This is a genomic window from Streptomyces sp. CB00455 (assembly GCF_001905445.1).
Lineage (GTDB): Bacteria > Actinomycetota > Actinomycetes > Streptomycetales > Streptomycetaceae > Streptomyces.
The window spans coordinates 1,030,442-1,050,697 of the sequence record NZ_LIVQ01000003.1 but is presented as its reverse complement, the minus strand read 5'-3'; the positions used below and the strand labels follow the sequence as shown (position 1 = coordinate 1,050,697).

The 20,256-nt window shown below is 73.7% G+C and carries 15 protein-coding genes and 1 other RNA gene; 9 read left to right on the top strand and 7 right to left on the bottom strand.

The genetic code is table 11. The annotated features are described in order from the left end of the window. Positions 1–13 precede the first annotated feature (13 nt). The 4 genes from AMK16_RS17205 to AMK16_RS17190 all read right to left on the bottom strand — a co-directional run bounded on the left by AMK16_RS17205 (position 14) and on the right by AMK16_RS17190 (position 7,211). Positions 14–1,093 (bottom strand): carbohydrate ABC transporter permease, encoded by a 1,080-nt coding sequence (locus AMK16_RS17205; RefSeq protein ID WP_242438751.1) that lies wholly within the window; start codon positions 1,091–1,093, stop codon positions 14–16. After that, positions 1,090–2,355, bottom strand: a complete 1,266-nt coding sequence (locus AMK16_RS17200; RefSeq protein ID WP_073916271.1) for a carbohydrate ABC transporter permease — start codon at positions 2,353–2,355, stop codon at positions 1,090–1,092. The genes AMK16_RS17205 and AMK16_RS17200 overlap by 4 nt, the downstream gene beginning before the upstream one ends. A 73-nt stretch (positions 2,356–2,428) precedes the next feature. Continuing rightward, positions 2,429–3,793, bottom strand: a complete 1,365-nt coding sequence (locus AMK16_RS17195) for an ABC transporter substrate-binding protein (RefSeq protein WP_073915762.1) — start codon at positions 3,791–3,793, stop codon at positions 2,429–2,431. 97 nt (positions 3,794–3,890) lie between these two features. Further along, entirely contained in the window at positions 3,891–7,211 is a 3,321-nt protein-coding gene (locus AMK16_RS17190) for an FHA domain-containing protein (protein ID WP_073915759.1), read from the bottom strand. A gap of 439 nt (positions 7,212–7,650) precedes the next feature. On the opposite strand from AMK16_RS17190, the gene AMK16_RS17185 reads away from it, so the two are divergent. Both AMK16_RS17185 and AMK16_RS17180 read left to right on the top strand, forming a co-directional pair. Next, positions 7,651–9,429, top strand: coding sequence for a serine/threonine-protein kinase (locus AMK16_RS17185; protein ID WP_073915756.1), 1,779 nt, complete (start codon positions 7,651–7,653; stop codon positions 9,427–9,429). A gap of 159 nt (positions 9,430–9,588) precedes the next feature. After that, positions 9,589–10,836: a serine/threonine-protein kinase gene (locus AMK16_RS17180; protein ID WP_073915753.1), complete on the top strand. Its 1,248-nt coding sequence runs from the start codon at positions 9,589–9,591 to the stop codon at positions 10,834–10,836. A gap of 67 nt (positions 10,837–10,903) precedes the next feature. On the opposite strand, the gene AMK16_RS17175 is transcribed toward AMK16_RS17180, so the two are convergent. After that, the gene (locus AMK16_RS17175) at positions 10,904–11,905 is read right to left on the bottom strand and encodes an isopenicillin N synthase family dioxygenase (protein ID WP_073915750.1); all 1,002 of its coding nucleotides are present in this window, start codon (positions 11,903–11,905) and stop codon (positions 10,904–10,906) included. A 313-nt stretch (positions 11,906–12,218) separates the two neighbouring features. Between AMK16_RS17175 and prfB the strand changes: the two genes are divergently transcribed. Continuing rightward, a complete protein-coding gene (gene prfB, locus AMK16_RS17170) occupies positions 12,219–13,328 on the top strand; it encodes a peptide chain release factor 2 (protein WP_073915747.1) in 1,110 nt (369 codons plus the stop codon). Between the two features lie 107 nt (positions 13,329–13,435). Here prfB and AMK16_RS17165 read toward each other — a convergent pair whose 3' ends face one another. Continuing rightward, on the bottom strand, positions 13,436–13,627 hold the full coding sequence (locus tag AMK16_RS17165) for a hypothetical protein (protein WP_037923252.1): 192 nt from the start codon (positions 13,625–13,627) through the stop codon (positions 13,436–13,438). 233 nt (positions 13,628–13,860) lie between these two features. On the opposite strand from AMK16_RS17165, the gene ftsE reads away from it, so the two are divergent. The 5 genes from ftsE to ssrA all read left to right on the top strand — a co-directional run bounded on the left by ftsE (position 13,861) and on the right by ssrA (position 17,796). After that, positions 13,861–14,550, top strand: a complete 690-nt coding sequence (ftsE, locus tag AMK16_RS17160; protein ID WP_073915744.1) for a cell division ATP-binding protein FtsE — start codon at positions 13,861–13,863, stop codon at positions 14,548–14,550. Between the two features lie 17 nt (positions 14,551–14,567). Continuing rightward, positions 14,568–15,530, top strand: coding sequence for a permease-like cell division protein FtsX (gene ftsX / locus AMK16_RS17155; RefSeq protein WP_073915740.1), 963 nt, complete (start codon positions 14,568–14,570; stop codon positions 15,528–15,530). Positions 15,531–15,597: 67 nt separating this feature from the next. After that, on the top strand, positions 15,598–16,800 hold the full coding sequence (locus tag AMK16_RS17150) for a S41 family peptidase (RefSeq protein ID WP_073915737.1): 1,203 nt from the start codon (positions 15,598–15,600) through the stop codon (positions 16,798–16,800). A gap of 18 nt (positions 16,801–16,818) precedes the next feature. Then, complete coding sequence (smpB, locus tag AMK16_RS17145; protein WP_073915733.1) at positions 16,819–17,304, top strand: SsrA-binding protein SmpB; 486 nt, start codon at positions 16,819–16,821, stop codon at positions 17,302–17,304. Positions 17,305–17,407: 103 nt separating this feature from the next. Then, positions 17,408–17,796: a transfer-messenger RNA gene (ssrA, locus tag AMK16_RS17140) on the top strand. 48 nt (positions 17,797–17,844) lie between these two features. On the opposite strand, the gene AMK16_RS17135 is transcribed toward ssrA, so the two are convergent. Then, positions 17,845–19,185 (bottom strand): MFS transporter, encoded by a 1,341-nt coding sequence (locus AMK16_RS17135; RefSeq protein WP_443333574.1) that lies wholly within the window; start codon positions 19,183–19,185, stop codon positions 17,845–17,847. A gap of 93 nt (positions 19,186–19,278) precedes the next feature. Between AMK16_RS17135 and AMK16_RS17130 the strand changes: the two genes are divergently transcribed. Further along, complete coding sequence (locus AMK16_RS17130) at positions 19,279–20,253, top strand: LysR family transcriptional regulator (RefSeq protein ID WP_073915729.1); 975 nt, start codon at positions 19,279–19,281, stop codon at positions 20,251–20,253. Positions 20,254–20,256: the final 3 nt, after the last annotated feature.

Here is a 20,256-nt window from a genome sequence, read left to right as displayed (position 1 = left end):
CGCCGCGGGCCGGTCACTTGATCGCGCCCGCCATCACCCCCGAGACGAACTGCCGCTGGAAGGCGAAGAAGACGACGAGGGGGATCACCATCGACAGGAACGCGCCGGGCGCGAGCACGTCGATGTTGTTCCCGAACTGCCGCACCTGCTGCTGGAGCGCGACCGTGATCGGCGGGTGGGCCGAGTCCGCGAAGACGAGGGCGACCAGCATGTCGTTCCACACCCACAGGAACTGGAAGATGCCGAGCGAGGCGATCGCCGGGCCGCCCAGCGGCAGCACCACGCGGGCGAAGAGCCGCAGTTCGCCGGCCCCGTCGAGACGCGCCGCCTCCAGCAGCTCGCGCGGGATCTCCGCGAAGAAGTTCCGCAGCAGGAACACGGCGAAGGGCAGCCCGAAGGCGGTGTGGAAGAGGACCACACCGGCGGTGGTCTCGAACAGGCCGATGGCTCCGAAGAGTTCGGAGACCGGGATGAGGGCCACCTGCACCGGGACGACCAGCAGCCCCACGACGGCCAGGAAGAGCCAGTCCCGTCCGGGGAACTCCAGCCAGGCGAAGGCGTATCCGGCGAAGGCGCCGAGCGTCACCACCAGCAGGGTCGCCGGCACCGCGATCGCGACCGTGTTCAGCAGCGAACCGGTGATCGTGTCGTTCGCCAGCAGCCGCTCGTAGTTCCCGGCCGTCAGACGGGTGGGCGCGGTCAGCGCCTGCCACCAGCCGGCCTTGTTGAGGTCCGTCGGGGCGAGGAAGGAGGAGACGAGCAGCCCGAGGGTGGGCAGCAGCCAGAACAGCGCGGCGCAGACGAGGAAGATCCGCAGCGCCCCGGCGCCGAGCGCACTCGCGGCGCGCTGGGCGAGGGGGACCCCGGCCCGGCCGCCGGCCCGCTCGCCCGCGGCGGGGACGGACCCGCCGCCCCGACCGGCCGCGGCTCGGGCGCTGCGCGGGGAGGGGTGGTGGCCGGTCACCGCGGGCGGTACCGCCGGGCCGGGGATGGTCGCTCCCGTCGGGTCCGCCGTCGGGTCTCCCGGCAGACCTCCCGGCAGACCTGCCGTCGGGTCCGCCGTCGGGTCCGGCGTTGCGTCGGAATGGTTCATCGGGACCCCTCCTTCCGCAGCCTGCGAATGTTCACCAGCATCACCGGGATCACCAGCACCAGCAGCAGCACGGCGATGGCGCTGCCCAGGCCCGGATCCGCGTCCGTGCCGAAGGAGGTCCGGTACAACTGGAGCGCGAGCACGTTCGCGTCGTCCTGCACGGCCCCCGGCGCGATCACGAAGACCAGGTCGAAGATCTTCATGACGTTGATGACGAGTGTCACCAGCACCACCGCGAGCACGGGCCCCAGCAGTGGCACAGTGATCCGGCGGAACACCTGCCACTCGTTCGCCCCGTCCACGCGCGCCGCCTCCAACAGCTCCCGCGGCACGGCGGCGAGCCCCGCCCCGATCAGCACCATCGCGAAACCGGCCCACATCCACACGTACGCGCCGATGATCGCCGGGGTCACCAGCGTCGGCCCCAGCCACTGCACCCCCGAGTAGGCCTCCCGGAAGTTCGCCGCGGGCAGCCGCAACAGCGCCCCGTCGGCCTTCGCGGACAGCGTGAAGGTCCCGTCCGCGCGGGCCGTCGCCGTGTCGACGACTCGGCCGTCCTTGACCGCCTCGATCCGCATCCCGGCGAAGGCCTGCTCGGTGGCGTCCACCGTGTTCGTACGGCCGCCCCCGCCGCGGGTGAAGTCCTGCCAGACCGTCCCGGTGACCTTGCCCGGCTCGGCGGGCGCCGCCGCGGCCGTACGGGTGCCCTCCGGCAGCGCCTCGGGAGCCACACCGACCAGCGGCAGCAGCGCCGGGACGCCCGCCCGGACCGGCTCGCGCGTCGTGAAGGCGCCCCCGCCGGAGTCCTGCAGCGGCGAGTCCCGGCCCGGGCGGGCCTTGGGGAAGGCCGAGGACTCGGCGAAGGTGTCGTGGACCCCGACCCACACCGCGTTGGCGACGCCCCGGTCGGGATCGTGGTCGTAGACGAGGCGGAAGATGATGCCCGCCGCCAGCATCGAGATCGCCATCGGCATGAACACCAGCAGCTTGAACGCCGTTCCCCAGCGGACCCGTTCGGTGAGCACCGCGAAGATCAGGCCGAGAGCGGTGGCCGTCGTCGGCGCGAGCACCACCCACAGCGCCGTGTTCGTCAGGGCGGTGCGGATGGTGTCGTCATGCAGGATCTCGCGGAAGTTCCCCGCTCCGACGAAGGTGTCGCCGCCGCGGTCGAAGAAACTGCGGTAGACCGAGTAGCCGATCGGGTGCACGACCAGCGCCCCGAGCAGCACGAGGGCGGGCAGCAGGAACGCTCCCGCGACCAGGCGGCGGCGCCTGGCCTCCGCGGAACGGGCGGTCCTCCCCTTGCGCGTGGTGGTGACCGTGGCCGTCACGGGCTCAGTTCCCGTACGCCTTGGCCGCGTCCGCCTCCAGTTTCGCCTGGGCGCCCGCCACGTCCGCCGGGTTCGCCAGGAAGTCCTGCAGCGCCTTCCACTCGCCCGCGCCCGGGGTCCCGCCGAAGGCGGCCGGAGCCTGGTCCGACATGTCGAAGCGGAAGTCGTCACCCGCCGCGATCAGCGCCTTGGCGATGCCCCGCTGGATGTCGTTGGGATAGGCGCCCGGGTCGACGGCCTTGTTCGGCGAGACGAAACCGCCCTCGCGGGCCTGGATCTCCGCCGCGTCCGGCGAGGCCAGGAAGGTCAGCAGCGCCTGCGCGCCCTTCGACGGCTTCAGCGCCACCGCCACGTCACCGCCCGAGACCACCGGCGCCTTCGCGCCGACCGCCGGGAAGGGGAAGACCAGGGCGTCCTGCCCCACCTTCGCCTCGGTCTGCGCGATGTTCACCGCCACGAAGTCGCCCTCGAAGACCATCGCGGCCGCCGGCCGGTCGCCACCGGTGAAGGTCTGGGTCACCGACTTCGGAAACTCGGTGGACAGCGCACCACTCGGGCCGCCCGCCAGGAAGTCCTTGCGCCCGAACAGCTCGCCCAGCGTGGTCAGCGCCTGCTTGACGCTGTCGTCCGTCCACTTGATCTGGTGCTTGGCCAGCTGGTCGTACTTCTGGGGGCCCGCCTGGGAGAGGTAGACGTTCTCGAACCAGTCGGTGAGGGTCCAGCCGTCCGCGCCCGCCACCGACACGGCCGGGGTGCCGGACGCGGAGAGCGCGTCCGCCGCGGTGAGCAGCTCCTTCCAGGTCCCCGGCGGCTTGACGCCCGCCGCCTCGAAGGCCTTGGCGTTGTACCAGACGAGCGACTTGTTGGCGGCCTTGTAGTACACGCCGTACTGGGTGCCGCCGACCGCGCCCAGCGCCTTCCAGCCCGCCGAGTAGTTCTTGTCGAGCTGGGCCTGGGCCTGCGGCCCCACCGGCTGCGCCCACTTGTTCTCCACCGCCGAGACCAGCGCGCCGACCTGCGGCAGCAGCGCCACGTCCGGCGGCTGCCCGCCCGCGATCTTCGACCCGAGGAAGGTGACGATCGGGTCCTGGGCCGGCACGAAGGTGACGCCGGCGCCCGTCCGCTTCTCGAACTCCTTGAGGACCTTGGTGAAGTTCTCCTGCTCCGGCCCCGTCCAGACGGCGGCGACCTCCAGCTTCTCGCCGTCCAGCCGCGGGAGTTCGACCCGCGGCCCGGCCGTCGCCCCACCGCCCTGCGGCGCGTCCGGCTTCTTCTCCGCGCCGCCTCCGCACGCGGTGAGCGCCAGCGCTCCCGCCGCGGCCAGCGCCGCCCAGGTGAAGGTCGTACGGCTCGTTCCCTGCCTGCGCATGGCTCTGCCCCCGATGCCCGTGGTGTGTCCCGGACCACAAGGTCTACGCCGCCACGCGCGCCCCCGCAATACCGCCTCGCGGGGGCACGGTTGGGTCTCAGGGGGCGGGAGGGAACAGCACCGGTATCGCCGAGACCAGATGGGCGGCCCTGTCCAGGGCGCTGGCCAGCAGCGCGAGGTCGGTCGGTCCGTTGCCCAGCTCGCGCACCGGACGGCGGGCCGGCGGATCACCCATCCGCTCCCACTCCACCGGGACCACAGTGGGCCTCTGGGTGGCCGTCCGGGGGATCCGCCCCGTGACCCGCCCCGCCTGGAACGGGACCGTACGGCCATCCGCGTACCGGAGCAGGCCGCGGCCCGGGCCCGGCTGGTCGGGGGCGTCGAGCTCCACGCGCAGGGTCGTCAGCCGGGCCAGCACCGTGTCGGCCGTCCGGTCCGGGCGGGCGCTGGTGGCCACCAGGTGAACCCCGAGCCGGGCGCCGTCGCGGGCCACCGACTCCAGCGCCCGCACCACCGACCCGGCCGCGGGCCGGCCCGTACTGCCCAGCCCCGGCGCGACCAGCGCGTCGAAGTCGTCCACCAGCACCACCAGGCGCGGCAGCGGGTTCGGCGCCGCCGGATCGGTACGGGGGACCGCCGCGCGCAGCCGCAGGGTGCCCGTGCGCGGCGGGTCGAGGTCGCCGCGCAGCTCGCCCGGCGTGGGCCGGCGCGGCGAGACCATCCGGTCGGAGAGCTCGCGGTGGGCATGCCAGTCGGCGAAGGACGTTCCCGCCAGCAGCTCCCCGCGCCGCTTGAGCTCCGCACCCAGCGCCTGCGCGAACTCCCGCATGCGCACCGGATCGGAGGCCACCAGATGCGCCGAGACGTGGGGGAGTTCGGTGCAGGGCAGCAACCCGTCACCCCGCTCGCCGCCGGCCCCGTCGAGGAGGACCAGGCCGAGCCGGTCGGGCCGGACGGCCGCCGACAGCGAGGCGGCCACCGAGCGCAGCAGCTCCGTGCGCCCGCTCCCGGCGGGTCCCTCGATGAGCAGGTGCGGGCCGTCGTGGACCAGCTCGGCGCCGACGGTTCCGCGCCGCCCGCTGCCCAGCACGATCTCGGCCAGGCCGCCGACGCCCTGCCCCTGGTCGGTGGCGGCGGCCCAACGGGCCATCAGGGAGGCCGGGGTGGCGCGGGCCAGCCCCAGCTCGTCCAGCAGCCGGGCGGTGGCGGGCAGAGTGGCCGCGGCCGGCCGGTAGGGCTCGGAGACGACGCCGTCCCCGCGCAGGGGGGCCAGCGCCCGCGCGAACCGCTCGGCCCAGGCCGCCGAGACGGCGTCGGCCGTGGCCGTCGTGCCGCTCGGGGCGGGTCTGCCACCGCGGACCGGGAAGGTCCGTACGGCCGTGGCCACATCGCCACTGAGCAGGGCGACCGCGCCGCAGTCGCGGAAGGCGGGGGCGCTCGCGCAGGCGGCCTCGTAGGTCTCGGCGACCGGCGAGGCGGGGGTGGCGGCCGGCGTCTCGGCCAGCACCAGCACGTGGATCCCGGCGGCCGGGCCGTGCGAGGCCAGCCGGCCGGTGATGTCGCGCAGCGGACCGGCGCCGGGATCTCCGTCCAGGACGAGGACGGTGTGGGGGCCCTCGTAGGCCGCCGCGGCCTGCCGCACCTGCTCCGGGCCTGCGGTTGCCCAGTGCGTGCCGAGCGGGCCGTCGTCCAGGCGCCGGGTCAGCTCACCGGTGCGGGCGGCCGCCTGGTCACGGTCGAAGGCCAGGAGCAGCCGGCAGTCCTGCCCGTGCGCGGGGCGTAGGTGGGGCAGCCAGCCGAGCCAGCCCCAGTCGCGGCGCCGCTCGGCGAGGGGGCGCGCCCGGTCGGTGGAGACGAGCACGATCTCCAGCTGCCCCGGGGCGTGCAGCCCGGCCAGCTGGGCGACCACGCAGCGGGCCACCCCGGACAGCCGGGCACGCGGCCCGGCGATGCCGAGGGCCCCGACGGTGCGCAGCGGGACCCGGCTCCCGGCGCCGAGCCCGATCTCCAGCACCCGGGGGTGACCGGCGGTACGGGACCACAGCCGCTCGGTGGGACCCAGGGCGGCCAGCAGCAGTGCGGCGGGATCGTCCGGGTCGGGCAGGGCGGCGGGCAGGGGCTCCGGCTCGGCCGGGGACGGCTCGGCGTCCTCTCCCCGGACCCATTTGCGCGCCCAGGCACCGAGCCCCTTGCGGCGCCCGCCCTGCCCGGGGCCGTCGGCGGAGGCGGACGGCTGCTCCCCGCGCGCGGTCCAGGGCGCGGCGGCGCCGTGCGGGGCGGGGACGCCCGGGGAGCCGGCGACGGCTCCGTACGAGCCGGCCCGGCCGGCGGCGCCGTACGGACCGGGGGAGCCGGCGGCGCCACCGCGGGAGCCCGGCGCGCCCGGTGAACCGGCGGCGCCGTGCGGGGCGGGCGCGGCGTACGAGCCGGGAGCGCCGGGCGAACCGGCGGCGGCGTACGAGCCGGAAGCGCCGTGCGTTCCGGCGGCGCCGTGTGCGGCAGGTGCGGCGTGCGGTCCGGGAGCGCCCTGTGGGGTCGGGGCGCCCGACGGCTCCGTGGCGCCCGCTGGGCCCGCGGCAGCCGGCAGGCCCGGTCCGCCCCGTGATCCGCTGCCCGACGGGCCGGCCCGGCCCGGCGTGGACCCCGCGGCATGCGCCGGCGCCGGCGCATGCCGCGCGCCGTAAGGGTCGGGCCTCGCGCCCGGGGTCCCGGTCCGGCCGCCGCCGGGCGTGCCGGGAAGCGCGCCCGGTGCGGCGGCGGGGGCCGGCGCCCGGCCCGTGAGGGCGAGGTGGCCCTCCAGGTCCGGTGTCACCGGCATCGAAGCGGGGGCCGCGGCCGCCAGCCGCAGGGTGGACTCGCCCACCCGCAGCAGCGCGCCGGGCGGCAGGGCGACCGGTTGCGGTCCCACCGGGGAGCCGTCCAGCGTGGTGCCGTTCGTCGAGTGCATGTCCGCCACCGACGCCCGCCCGTCGGCGGTCACCGTCACGGCGCAGTGCAGCCGGGACACGTCGGGGTCGTCCAGCGGGACGTCCGCGTCGGCGGAGCGGCCCACCCTGATCTGCCCGCTGTGCAGCAGGTGCACCCCGCCCGCGTCGGGCCCGGCCACCACGTGCAGCTGGGGCGCGCCGAGGCTCTCGTCCGGCAGGACGTCCGGGACCGGGCCGTGCAGCGCCACGACCGCCCCGTCCACCAGCGGCGGCTCGCCCAGCACCCGCCGCTGGAGGTCGAGCCGTTCCGCGCCCGCGTAGAGCACGACCGTGCCCCCGGTGTCGGGGCCGCCGACGGTCGCCGCGAGCCCGGAGGCGACGGCGGCCAGGGGCGTGCCCACGGGCGCGGTGACGAGCACGTCGCAGCTCGCGGGGGCGGTGGAGGTCTGGTGGCCGCTGCGCGACCCGAGAACGGTCAGCCGGATCTGCATCGCCGTCAGCGGTCCCTTCTGCGCGGTGCGCGGTGCGTGCGCCCGGCAGGGGGGAAGATCGGGGCATGGCTGCCCGGTCGCACCCCCCGCCCGGCACGGACGCGTCGTCCGGTCAGGTCTGCCGGAAGGCGGGGCTCCCGTCCCGTGCCGTTCCGTACGGGTGCATCCTCGCACCTGTCGCCGACAACACGCCCGGCAGCCGCCCACAATTGATCTTGATACGTTCCCGGAGGGTACGGCCCCTGTCCGGATCCGGACGGAAACCCGGGGGTGACGGGGAAAATCGCCTCCGGCATACCCCCCAAACATCACTCTTCGTACATATGTGCGGCAACCAACCTCCGGCGCCCGGCGTCTTCCCCGGGGACACCCCCTAGAGTGGGCCGGAAAACCATTCAGGGGATCGACCACAGCAGACGACAGCAGGGGAGCGCGAGACGTGCGGCCAGTCGGCAGCAAATACCTGCTCGAGGAGCCGCTCGGGCGCGGCGCCACGGGCACCGTCTGGCGTGCCCGCCAGCGCGAGACCGCGGGCGCGGAAGCCGCCGTCGCAGGGCAGCCCGGCGAGACCGTGGCCATCAAGGTCCTCAAGGAGGAGCTGGCCCAGGACGCGGACATCGTCATGCGCTTCCTGCGCGAGCGTTCCGTCCTGCTGCGCCTGACCCACCCCAACATCGTGCGCACCCGCGACCTCGTCGTCGAGGGTGATCTGCTGGCCCTGGTCATGGACCTGATCGACGGACCGGACCTGCACAAGTACCTCCGGCAGAACGGCCCCTTCAGCCCGGTCGCCGCGAGCCTGCTGACCGCCCAGATCGCCGACGCGCTCGCCGCCAGCCACGCCGACGGCGTGGTCCACCGGGACCTCAAGCCCGCCAACGTCCTCCTCGACGAGCGCGACGGGCAGATGCGGCCGATGCTGACCGACTTCGGCATCGCCCGCCTCGCGGACTCCCCGGGCCTGACCCGCACCCACGAGTTCGTCGGCACCCCGGCCTACGTGGCCCCCGAGTCCGCCGAGGGCCGCCCGCAGACCTCCGCCGTCGACATCTACGGCGCCGGCATCCTGCTGTACGAGCTGCTCACCGGCCGGCCGCCGTTCGCCGGCGGCAGCGCCCTCGAAGTGCTCCACCGCCACCTCAGCGAGGACCCGCAGCGCCCGTCCAGCGTGCCCGAGCCGCTGTGGACCGTCATCGAGCGCTGCCTGCGCAAGGAGCCGAACGAGCGCCCCAGCGCCGAATCCCTGGCCCGCGGGCTGCGCGTGGTCGCCTCCGGCATCGGCGTGCACTCCACGGCCGCCGAGGTGGAGGCCGCGCTCGCCGTCGGCGTCCTGCTCGCCCCCGACCCCTCGCCGGCGCCGGTCCCCGAGACCCCCGGCGCCGCGGACCCCACCCGGATGCTGCCGACCGGGGCCGGATCGCCGATGGGCGCCTACGACCCGAACGGCATGACCAGCGTCCTGCCGCCGGTGGGCGCGGCCGACGCCACCTCCGTGCTGCCCAGCACCGGTGCGGGCGCCCCCGGAGCCGACCCGACCTCCGTGATGCCGCCCGTGCAGCGGCCGGACCAGCCGCATCCCTGGCAGTCGCAGATGCAGGCCGCCCGCGACCGCAACGAGCAGACGCAGGTGCAGTACCTGGACCCGAACGAGGACCCCCTGCGCCGCCGTCCGCAGCGGCAGGCGCCGCCGCAGCCGCAGCAGCGCCCCCAGCAGCCCCAGCAGCCGTACCGGCAGGGGCCGCCGCAGCCGTACCAGCAGCAGAATCAGCAACAGCAGCCGCAGTACCGCCAGCCGCAGCAGCCGCCGCAGTACGCGCCCCCGCCGCCCCCGCAGCACTACCAGCCACAGCAGTACCAGCCCCAGCCGTACCAGCAGCCGCAGCAGCCCCAGTACCGCCAGCAGCCGCAGCAGCAGCCGCCCCAGCAACAGCCGCGACAGCAGCCCCCGCAGGCCCCGCCGCCCCGGCAGCCCGCGCCGCGCGAGCCGCGCCGCCGCAGCGCCAATCCGGTGCGGATCCCCGGCCTGGGCTGCCTCAAGGGCTGCCTCGTCATGATCCTGCTGTTCTTCGTCGCCGGCTGGCTGGTCTGGGAGCTCACCCCGCTCCAGGAATGGGTCGGCACCGGCAAGGGCTGGTGGGACCAGCTGTGGACCTGGGGCAACGAGGTCGTGGACTGGGTCGGCACCGTCGGGAACTCCGCGGGCTCCTCGGCCCCCTGAAAAGGACCCCGTAAGGCCGAGTTCGTGGATTTGTCGACTTCTGGGACGTGATTTCGCCCGCAGAAGTGGAGGTCGCCGCGAATCCGGCCCCCTGCTGGCCTCCAACGCCCACCCGGCCGCGTAGCTTTGGTGCGTACGCCAGCCGCTGAGGGAGCAGTCGTGGCACGGAAGATCGGCAGCCGGTACACCGCGCACCAGATCCTGGGGCGCGGCAGCGCGGGCACGGTGTGGCTGGGCGAGGGGCCTGACGGGCCCGTCGCCGTCAAACTGCTGCGCGAGGACCTCGCCTCGGACCAGGAGCTGGTCGGACGGTTCGTCCAGGAGCGCAGTGCGCTGCTCGGCCTCGACCATCCGCACGTCGTCTCCGTCCGCGACCTCGTCGTGGACGGCAACGACCTCGCCCTCGTCATGGACCTCGTACGCGGTACGGACCTGCGCACGCGCCTCGACCGTGAGCGCCGGCTGGCCCCCGAGGCGGCCGTGGCCATCGTCGCGGACGTCGCGGACGCGCTGGCGGCGGCGCACGCGGCCGGGGTGGTCCACCGCGACGTCAAGCCCGAGAACGTCCTGCTGGACATGCAGGGGCCGCTGGGACCGGGCGGTTCGCATCCGGCGCTCCTGACCGACTTCGGCGTGGCCAAGCTGATCGACTCCCCGCGCCGGGCTTCCGCGGGACGCTCCGCGGCCCCCACCACGCGGATCATCGGAACCCCGGACTACCTGGCGCCGGAAATCGTCGAGGGCCTGCCCCCGCGCGCGGCGGTCGACATATACGCCCTGGCCACCGTCCTGTACGAGCTGCTGGCCGGTTTCACCCCCTTCGGCGGCGGTCACCCGGGCGCGGTGCTGCGCCGGCACGTGACGGAGACGGTCGTCCCGCTGCCCGGCATCCCCGACGAGCTCTGGCAGCTGATGGTGCAGTGCCTCGCGAAGGCGCCCGCCTCACGGCTGCGGGCGTCGGAGCTGTCGGCCCGGCTGCGGGACCTGCTGCCGCTGCTGGCCGGGATGCCGCCGCTGGACGTGGACGAGCCGGACGACGCGGAGAGCGAGCAGGAAACCACGGAGGAACCGGCGGCCGAGCCCGTCCGGCGGCGGGGCGTCGTCCCGCTGGTGCCGGGCTCGGCGACCGACTCCAACCGGGACACGCACACCTCGATGCGGGTGCCGGGTCCGGACGAGCTGGCGGGCGGCGCCCTCGGCACCGCCCGGGTCCCGCGTCCGGCGGGCGGTCACCGGCCCGGCTCGGCCCGGCACCGGGCCGAGGCCGCCCGCAAGCGGCGCCTGGTCATGTCGGCCTCCGCGGTGGCGCTGGCGGCGGCCGTCGGACTGGGCGCCTGGCTGGTCGCCTCCGGCGACGACACCCCGCCCCCGCAGGACAGCAAGCAGTCGGTCCCGGCCAGGCCGTAGCCGCCGCGGGCGCCGCTCCGGCTAGGGCGTATGCCGCCGGGGGCCCGGCCCCCGGCGGCAGCGGCGCCTATGCCGGGACGAGGTCCGGGTGCCAGCGGCGGGCCACCGACGGGTGGGCGCGGACCCAGCCCTTCAGTTCGTTGCGGCCGTACTCCGCGTGCAGCGGGTTCGAGGCGTCGTGCGCGATCCCCGGCGCCGAGCGCAGGTAGTCGCCCGGCACCGTCTCCACCACCGCGTCCAGGCGCGGGTTGTAGAAGAACGGCACCGAATACCGCTCCACCGATCCCGGCGGGCTCACCACCCGGTGGTCGGTCGCCGTCAGGTAGCCCTCGGTCGCGATCTCCAGCAGCTCGCCCAGGTTGACCACGAACGCCCCCGGCAGCGGCGGCACGTCCAGGTAGCCCCCGTCCCGGACCACCTGGAGTCCGCCCACCGAGTCCTGGAGCAGCAGCGTCAGGAAGCCGTAGTCCTTGTGCGCGCCGACGCCCTGGCCCGCGCCGCTAGGGGCGGATCCCGGGTAGCGGATCAGCTTGGTGTGCAGGTGGGGCCGGTCGAAGGCGGCGTCGAAGAAGTCCGCCGGGGCGCCGATCGAGGCCAGCAGCTCCTGGAGCAGCCGGTGGGCCACGGCCGCCAGACGCGACTGCCACTCCAGGACCACGGGACGCAGCTGCGGCAGGGCCGCCGGCCACTGGTTCGGGCCCTCCAGCCACAGGTACTGCGGGTCGTCCGGCCCCACCGCGAGCGCCGGCCGCTCCGCTCCGACGTCCAGCTGGTCCCGCCAGTCGCTGGCACCGCCGGTCAGCTCGTGGCCGATGCGGGTGTAGCCGCGGAAGTGCGGGGAGTTCAGGTTGCTCACGGCCAGCCGGTCGGCCTCCGGGAGTGCGAAGAAGGCCCTGCTCAGCTCCAGGATGCGGGCACTCTCGGCGGCGGTGACGCCGTGCCCGGTGAGGTGCAGGAACCCGGTGTCCCGGGCTGCGGCGTGCAGCTGCTTCAGGAAGCCGGCCCGCCGGGCCGGGTCGTCCGCCTGGGAGAGGTCGAGGACGGGGAGGGTGGAGTGCGCGGACGGCATGACGGCTCCGTTTCGGATGTCACGGGGTCCTGTGCCCCTGCGAGGTGGCGGGGCCGCGGAGGGGGAGGCCGCCGGCAGGGGTGGCGCCGGAGCCGCTGGGCCGCGTACAGGACCAAGTCGGATCGGGGTGGATCAGGCTTGGGGATGGTCCGGCGGCAGACAGCTCGTCGTCGTGACACGCATGTGGTCCACATGGCGGCGCTTGACGAGGTGAACGGTCATACGGTGAGCGTACGCCCGTGCGGAGCGTCATCAGTACGGGTGATCCGGCCTGCCCGGACGGCGCCCCCCGGGGACCGGCTACGCTGGACCCGTGGCAGTCGTCGATGTTTCCGAAGAGCTGAAGTCCCTCTCCTCGACCATGGGGTCGATCGAGGCCGTCCTGGACCTCGACAAGCTGAGGGCAGATATCGCCGTGCTCGAGGAGCAGGCCGCCGCGCCGTCCCTGTGGGACGACCCGGAGGCCGCCCAGAAGATCACGAGCAAGCTTTCGCACCTCCAGGCAGAGGTCCGCAAGACCGAGAGCCTGCGCGGCCGCATCGACGACCTCGCGGTCCTCTTCGAGCTGGCCCAGGAGATGGAGGACGCGGACACCCTCGCCGAGGCGGAGGCCGAGCTGGTCTCCGTCCGCAAGGCGCTGGACGAGATGGAGGTCCGGACCCTGCTCTCCGGCGAGTACGCCGAGCGCGAGGCCCTGGTCAACATCCGCGCCGAGGCCGGCGGCGTGGACGCCTCCGACTTCGCCGAGCGCCTCCAGCGCATGTACCTGCGCTGGGCAGAGCGCCACGGCTACCCCACCGAGATCTACGAGACCTCCTACGCGGAAGAGGCCGGCATCAAGTCGACCACCTTCGTCGTCAAGGCCCCGTACGCCTACGGCACCCTCTCCGTCGAGCAGGGCACGCACCGCCTGGTGCGCATCTCGCCCTTCGACAACCAGGGCCGCCGCCAGACCTCCTTCGCGGGCGTCGAGGTGCTGCCGGTCGTCGAGTCCAGCGACCACGTCGACATCGACGAGGGCGAACTGCGCATCGACGTGTACCGCGCCTCCGGCCCCGGCGGCCAGGGCGTCAACACCACCGACTCCGCGGTGCGCATCACGCACCTGCCGACCGGCATCGTGGTCTCCTGCCAGAACGAGCGCTCGCAGATCCAGAACAAGGCCAGCGCCATGAACGTCCTCCAGGCCAAGCTGCTGGAGCGGCGCCGCCAGGAGGAGCAGGCCAGGATGGACGCCCTCAAGGACGGCGGCAGCTCCTGGGGCAACCAGATGCGGTCCTACGTCCTGCACCCGTACCAGATGGTCAAGGACCTGCGGACTGAGTTCGAGGTCGGCAACCCGCAGGCGGTGCTCGACGGCGAGATCGACGGCTTCCTGGAGGCCGGTATCCGCTGGCGCAAGCAGCAGGAGCAGACCGCGTAGGCGCACCCGCGCACGGCACACGGCAGAGGGGCCCGGACACCAGTGGTGTCCGGGCCCCTCTGCCGTGCCGGGTCTGATCGGTACGCGGCGCGAGCCCCGCCACCGCCCTAGGCGGTCTGCTGGGCCACCAGTACCAGAGCTGCCACGAGGACCACCATGAGCGCGATGAGCGCCACGGGATTCAGGCCGGAGAAGGGGCCCTCCTGCTGGAGGCGCTCCCGGTTCGCCCGGCACACAGGGCAGCGGCCCTGGCTGACGGGTGCGGCGCAGTTCGCGCACACGAGCCGGTCATATGTCATGCGCTCCTCCTCTCGTCCCCTCATACAACTCATACAACGCTGTGGGGAACGAGAGCGTTCCCCACTACCACTGTGCCAGCTCCGCCGACATTCGGCGCGGCCCGTCCGGGCAATCGCGGTCCGGACCATCCCCGAGGCGGGGATAAAACGGGCAACTCCGGAGGCCGGGTCCCCACCTCCCGCGCGTTCGCGTATGGTCACGCACACCTACTCCCGGCGACCGTGGTGCACCCGTGATCCGATTCGACAGCGTCTCCAAGTCCTACCCGAAGCAAAGCCGCCCCGCACTCAGAGATGTCTCCCTCGACATCGCGAAGGGCGAGTTCGTCTTCCTGGTCGGCTCCTCCGGCTCCGGCAAGTCCACCTTCCTGCGGCTCGTCCTGCGCGAGGAGCGGGCGAGCCACGGCCAGGTGCACGTCCTGGGCAAGGACCTCGCCAAGCTCTCCAACTGGAAGGTCCCGCAGATGCGGCGCCAGCTGGGGACGGTCTTCCAGGACTTCCGCCTGCTGCCCAACAAGACGGTGGCCGAGAACGTCGCCTTCGCGCAGGAGGTCATCGGCAAGCCGCGGGGTGAGATCCGCAAGGCCGTCCCGCAGGTCCTGGAGCTGGTCGGACTGGGCGGCAAGGAGGCCCGGATGCCCGGCGAGCTCTCCGGCGGCGAGCAGCAGCGCGTGGCCATCGCCCGCGCCTTCGTCAACCGGCCCGCCCTGCTGATCGCGGACGAGCCCACGGGCAACCTCGACCCGCAGACCTCCGTCGGGATCATGAAGCTGCTGGACCGGATCAACCGGACCGGCACCACGGTGATCATGGCCACACACGACCAGCAGATCGTCGACCAGATGCGCAAGCGCGTCATCGAACTCGAACAGGGCCGACTCGTGCGCGACCAGTCGCGCGGCGTCTACGGCTACCAGCACTGAAAGGTCCCTGAGACGCAATGCGCGCCCAGTTCGTCATGTCGGAGATCGGCGTCGGTCTCCGTCGCAATCTCACCATGACCTTCGCGGTCATCATCTCCGTGGCCCTCTCGCTGGCCCTCTTCGGCGGCTCCCTGCTCATGCGCGAGCAGGTCAGCCGGATGAAGGGCTACTGGTACGACAAGGCCAACGTCTCGATCTACCTCTGCAACAAGCAGGACGCCGAGCAGGCCACCGAGGCCGCCGACAAGACGGCCGGCTCGGGCGACCTGGGCGTCGCCACCTGCCGCAAGGGCGCGGTGACCGACGAGCAGAAGAAGCAGATCGAGGCCGAGCTCAAGCAGATGTCCCTGGTGAAGTCCGTCGCCTACGAGTCGGCGGACGAGGCTTACAAGCACTACCAGGAGCAGTACGGCCACACCGCCCTGGCCTCCTCCATCACCCCCGACCAGATGCAGGAGTCCTTCCGGGTCAAGCTCAAGGACCCGGAGAAGTACAAGGTCGTCACCTCCGCCTTCGCCGGCCGGGACGGCATCCACACCGTCGACGACCAGCGCCAGGCGATCGACGCGCTCTTCGGGATCCTCAACTACGTCAACATCGCGGCCCTCGGCATCATGCTGATCATGCTGATCGTGGCACTGCTGCTGATCGTCAACACGGTGCGCGTCTCCGCCTTCAGCCGCAGGCGTGAGACGGGGATCATGCGGCTGGTGGGCGCCTCCAGCTTCTACATCCAGGTCCCCTTCATCATGGAGGCCGCCGTCGCCGGCCTCATCGGCGCCTTCCTCGCCTGCGCCATGCTGGTCTCGGGCCAGTACTTCGTGATCGACCACGGCTTCGAGCTCCGGGACAAGATCCAGCTCATCGACTTCATGGGGTGGACGTCGGTCCTCGCCAAGCTGCCGTACGTCCTCTTCATCGGCCTGCTGATGCCCTCCATGGCCGCCTTCCTCGCGTTGCGCAAGTACCTGAAGGTGTGACGAGCGCCCCGCGAGCGGTCCGGTCAACGATCCGTACCGGCGCGGGGCTTGACCTAGACTCGGCGCCATGCCGGGTCTGCCCGCCTTCTGTCTCCGGCCCCGCGACCTGCGTCGCGGGGCCGCTCTGACGTTGGCCTTCCTCGCTGCCGTCGGCACTGCCGCGGGTACCGGTTGCTGGCACCCGCAGGAGAGCGCCACGGTCGCCCCGGCCGCCCGCACGGCGACGGGCGCGGGCCCGGCCGCGGGCACCGCAGGAGGCTCCCGCACGGCCGGGACCGCCGACCGCGAGGCCGTGGCACGCGCCGCGGCCGAGGCCGTCGCCGAGGGGAAGTCCGGCAAGAAGGCCGCCCAGGAGGTCGTCAGCCGCAGCGGCGACCGCTGGGGCACCGTCTACGACCGGGGCGAGTACGCCGCTTTCGCCGAGGACCTCGACGGCCGCTGGACCGGCGTCGGGCTCTGGACCGGGCGCGGCCGGGACGGATTGATCGAGGTCGAGAGGATCCAGCCCGGCAGCCCCGCCGCGCGGGCCGGCCTGCGTGCCGGGGACCGGCTGCTGAGCGTCGACGGGCGCGCCGTCACGGGCCTCGCGGTCGCCGAGGTGACCGCCCTGCTGCGCGGCACGGCCGGCACCCCCGTCGTGCTGAACCTGAGCCGCGACGGCGCCGGGCTCACCGAGACCGTCCGCCGCGAGGAGCTGCGCACCGAGCCGGTGACGGTACGACAGCTCGCGGGCGGGGTCACCGTCATCAAGGTCGCCTCCTTCACCCGTGGTTCGGGCGAGCGCGTCAAGGCCGCCGTCCGTGCGGCGCCGCCGGGCGCCGGCGTCATGCTCGATCTGCGGGGCAACCCGGGCGGGCTGGTCGCCGAGGCCGTGTCGGTGGCTTCCGCCTTCCTCGACGGCGGGCTCGTGGCGACCTACGACGTACGGGGCGACGAGCGCGCCCTGTACGCGGCCCCGGGCGGGGACACGGCGCGGCCGCTGGTCACCCTGGTGGACGGCGGCACGATGAGCGCGGCCGAGCTGGTGACCGGCGCCCTCCAGGACCGGGGCCGGGCGGTGGCGGTCGGCAGCCGGACCTTCGGCAAGGGTTCGGTGCAGATGCCGACGGAGCTCCCCGACGGCTCGGTGGCCGAGCTGACGGTGGGCACCTACCGCACTCCGGGGGGCCGCAGCCTGGACGGCAGCGGCATCACGCCGGACCTGACGGCGGGCGAGGGCGTCGAGGAGCGGGCCGCGAAGGTATTGGGTGGCCTCGGGGTGGGTCCGTAGTGCGAAAATGACCGCACTATGGCTAAGGAAAAAGGGCGCAAGCTGATCGCGCAGAACAAGAAGGCGCGGCACGACTACACGATCCTCGACACCTACGAGTGCGGACTCGTGCTCACGGGGACCGAGGTCAAGTCGATGCGGCAGGGGCGGGCCTCGCTGGTCGACGGCTTCGTGTCGGTGGAGGGCGGCGAGGCCTGGCTGTACAACGTCCACGTGCCGGAGTACAGCCAGGGCACCTGGACGAACCACAGTGCCCGGCGCAAGCGCAAGCTCCTCATGCACCGCGAGGAGATCGACAAGCTGGCGCGCAAGTCGGAGGAGACCGGTCACACGGTCGTGCCCCTGTCCCTGTACTTCAAGGACGGCCGTGCGAAGGTGGAGATCGCGCTGGCGAAGGGCAAGAAGGAGTACGACAAGCGGCAGACGCTCCGGGAGAAGCAGGACACCCGCGAGACGAACCGGGCGATCTCGGCGATCCGCCGCAAGCAGCGCGGTACGGTTTAATCGTCTGGCACGCGGTGGTCCACTTCGCGTACCATGGCGTCAGCACCACCCGTTCGCGGGTGGGGCTGCTCGTGCAAGACCAACTGAACAGCGTGAAAAACATGGGGATGATCGGTTTCGACAGCGGATGTCGATGCAGGGGAAGCGAGCCGAGGAAGCGGCAATGATCTCGCTAACCACATGTCGCAAACAATAATCGCCAACTCCAAGAGCGATAACTCCCGCTTCACCCTCGCTGCCTAATAACAGTGAGCTGAAGCCTCTGTGAGGAGCGTCAGCCCGGAAGTGGTCCCGGTCCGGATCCTGGCGTCAATTAGGGATCTAAACCTCTAACCCCGGTCACGGGGGCTGGAGGGAAACCAAACAGTGACTGAGCCCGTCGGAGACTTGTCCGTGTGATCTCCGGGGCTGAGAAAAGCGCAGCGGACTGCGCTCGGAGAAGCCCTGCTTCTGCACCGTTGGACGCGGGTTCGATTCCCGCCATCTCCACTCATCCCATGTGGGCAAAGGCCCCGCGGCCTCACGGCTGCGGGGCCTTTGTCATGTGTCACGGGCCACGGCTTCCCTGAGGCGCCCGGACACCCGTACCGGCCGCAGGCGTGCCAGGGAACCCAGCGCGGCGAGGGCCGCTGCCACGGGCAGGAGGTAGGCCGTCCGCGGGCCGAGGTGGTCGACCGTCAGGCCGGCGGCGGCGGAGCCGGCGGCGATGCCCGTGAGGATGGCGGTGACCGCCAGGGTCATGCCCTCGTTGAGCCGCCCTCGCGGGGTGCGGGCGTGGACCCGGGACATCGCCGTCACCATGGTCGGGGCCGTGGCCATGCCCGCCAGCAGGAGGGCCGCGGCGAGGGCGGCCGGCGAGCCGGTGGCCGCCGCCGCCCAGGGCGCGGCCATCAGGACGGCCAGGGCGCACACGCAGGCCCGCAGCGAGCGCGGCCGCACGGCGCCGTAGAGCAGGCCGGCCGCACAGGAACCCGCCGCCTGGAGGGCCAGGACCGGCCCGGAGGCCGCGCCCAGGCCGGCGTCGGCGAGGTAGGCGATCGAGGTGACCTCCATCGAACCGAAGACCAGGCCCAGGCACAGGAAGAGCACGAGCAGCGGGGCCAGGGCGCGCAGCGGGGAACCGTGCCGGGTCGCGGTCCCGGTGGGCGGCGGCTCCGTGGAGCGCTGCGCGGTGAAGACCAGCATGCCCGTCAGGAACAGGGCCGCGCCCGCGAGGGTGCCCGCCTCGGGGAAGACGGCGGTGCACAGGAAGGCCGCCAGGACCGGGCCGAGCATGTAGCAGAGCTCGTCGGCGGCCTGTTCGAAGGACATCGCGGTGTGGTGCGGGCCGGGGGAATCGCGCAGCAGGTGCGTCCAGCGGGCGCGGGACATGCCGCCGATGTTGGGCGTGGTGGCGGTCGCGGCGTAGGAGGCGAAGAGGGTCCAGGCCGGGGCGCCGGTGCGGACGCACACGATGAGCGAGAGGGAGCCGAGGACCGCGAACAGGGTGGCCGGGAGGGCCACCCGGGCCTGGCCGTGGCGGTCGACGAGCCGGGCCGTCCAGGGCGCGACCAGGGCCGTGGCGGCCAGGCCGGTCGCCGTCACCGCGCCGGCCAGGGCGTACGAGCCGCGCTGGCCGGCGATCATCATGACCGCGCTGATGCCGAACATGCCCATGGGGAGCCGGGCGATGAGGTTCCCGGCGGTGAAGGCGCGGGTGCCGGGCAGGGCGAACAGGCGGCGGTACGGCCCGAAGGCCCGACCGGCGGGGCCGCGGCTGCGGGCCGGGGCGGCCGGGGCGGCCGGGGCGCCAAGGGCCGGCGGGGCCGCCCCCGTGGCCGGGGCAGGCCGGGCCGGTGGGGCCGGGGCGGCGAGGACGAGCATGGTGCCGGTGACGGTCATGAGGGGCATGGGCACCAGCCTCGGCGGGACCGGTCGCGCCGTCCAACACCTGTTCGGAGCCCATTCACGCCCTCGGGTTGTTAGTCTCCTGCGGTGACAGCCCGCGACGTGGACCCCCGCCTCCTGCGCGGTTTCGTGACCACCGCCGAGGAACTGCACTTCACCCGCGCCGCCGCCCGCCTCCACATCGCCCAGCAGGCCCTCAGTCGGGACATCCGGCGCCTCGAACAGGCCCTGGGCGCCAGCCTGTTCGTGCGGACCACCCGACAGGTGGAGCTGACCGCCGACGGCGAGCGGCTGCTGCCCCTGGCCCGGCGGGTGCTGCGCGCGCAGGAGGAGCTGACCGCCGCCTTCGGCGGGGAGGCCGGACCCCGCCCCCTCCTCGTCGACCTGAACAGCGACGGGCCGAGCACCGGCCGCACCGTGCTGGAGCGGGCCCGGGAACTCGCCCCGCACTGCGAGCTGATGGCCCGCTTCGAGAGCGGCCTGACCCACGCCGCCGCCGAGATCGCGGCCGGCCGGCTCGACGTCTCCTTCGGGTACGCCGACGGGCTGGCCCCCGCGCTGCGCACCCGCCTCGCTCAGGCGCCCGTACGCTACGAACCGCTCGCCGTGCTGCTGCCGCGGGGCCACGCCCTGGCGGCGCGGGCCGCCGTGCCCGTCGGCGCGCTGGCCGGTGAGAGCGTCTACGCGGGCGCCGGGAACCCGCGGACCGTGGAGTGGACGGGGCTGGCGCGCGAACTGTTCGCCGGGCGCGGCATCGAGGTCGCGCCGCCCGCCCCCGTGGCCGTGGGCAAGGAGGAGTTCGGCCGGGTCATGGCCAAGACCGGCCACCCGGTGCTGGCGACCGTGGACTTCCCCGACATGCCCGGCTCGGTCAAGCGCCCGCTGACCGACCCCGTGCCGCTGTCCCCGCTGTCGATGGTGTGGCGCAGGGACCTGCGCCATCCCGGGCTGGACGCCCTGCGCGCCGCAGCCGCCGGGCTGGCCGCCGAGCGGGGCTGGCTCCTGCCGCCGGACGGCAGCTGGGCCCCCGCCCGGCTCACACCCGGCCCCGGCGGCGGGTGAGAG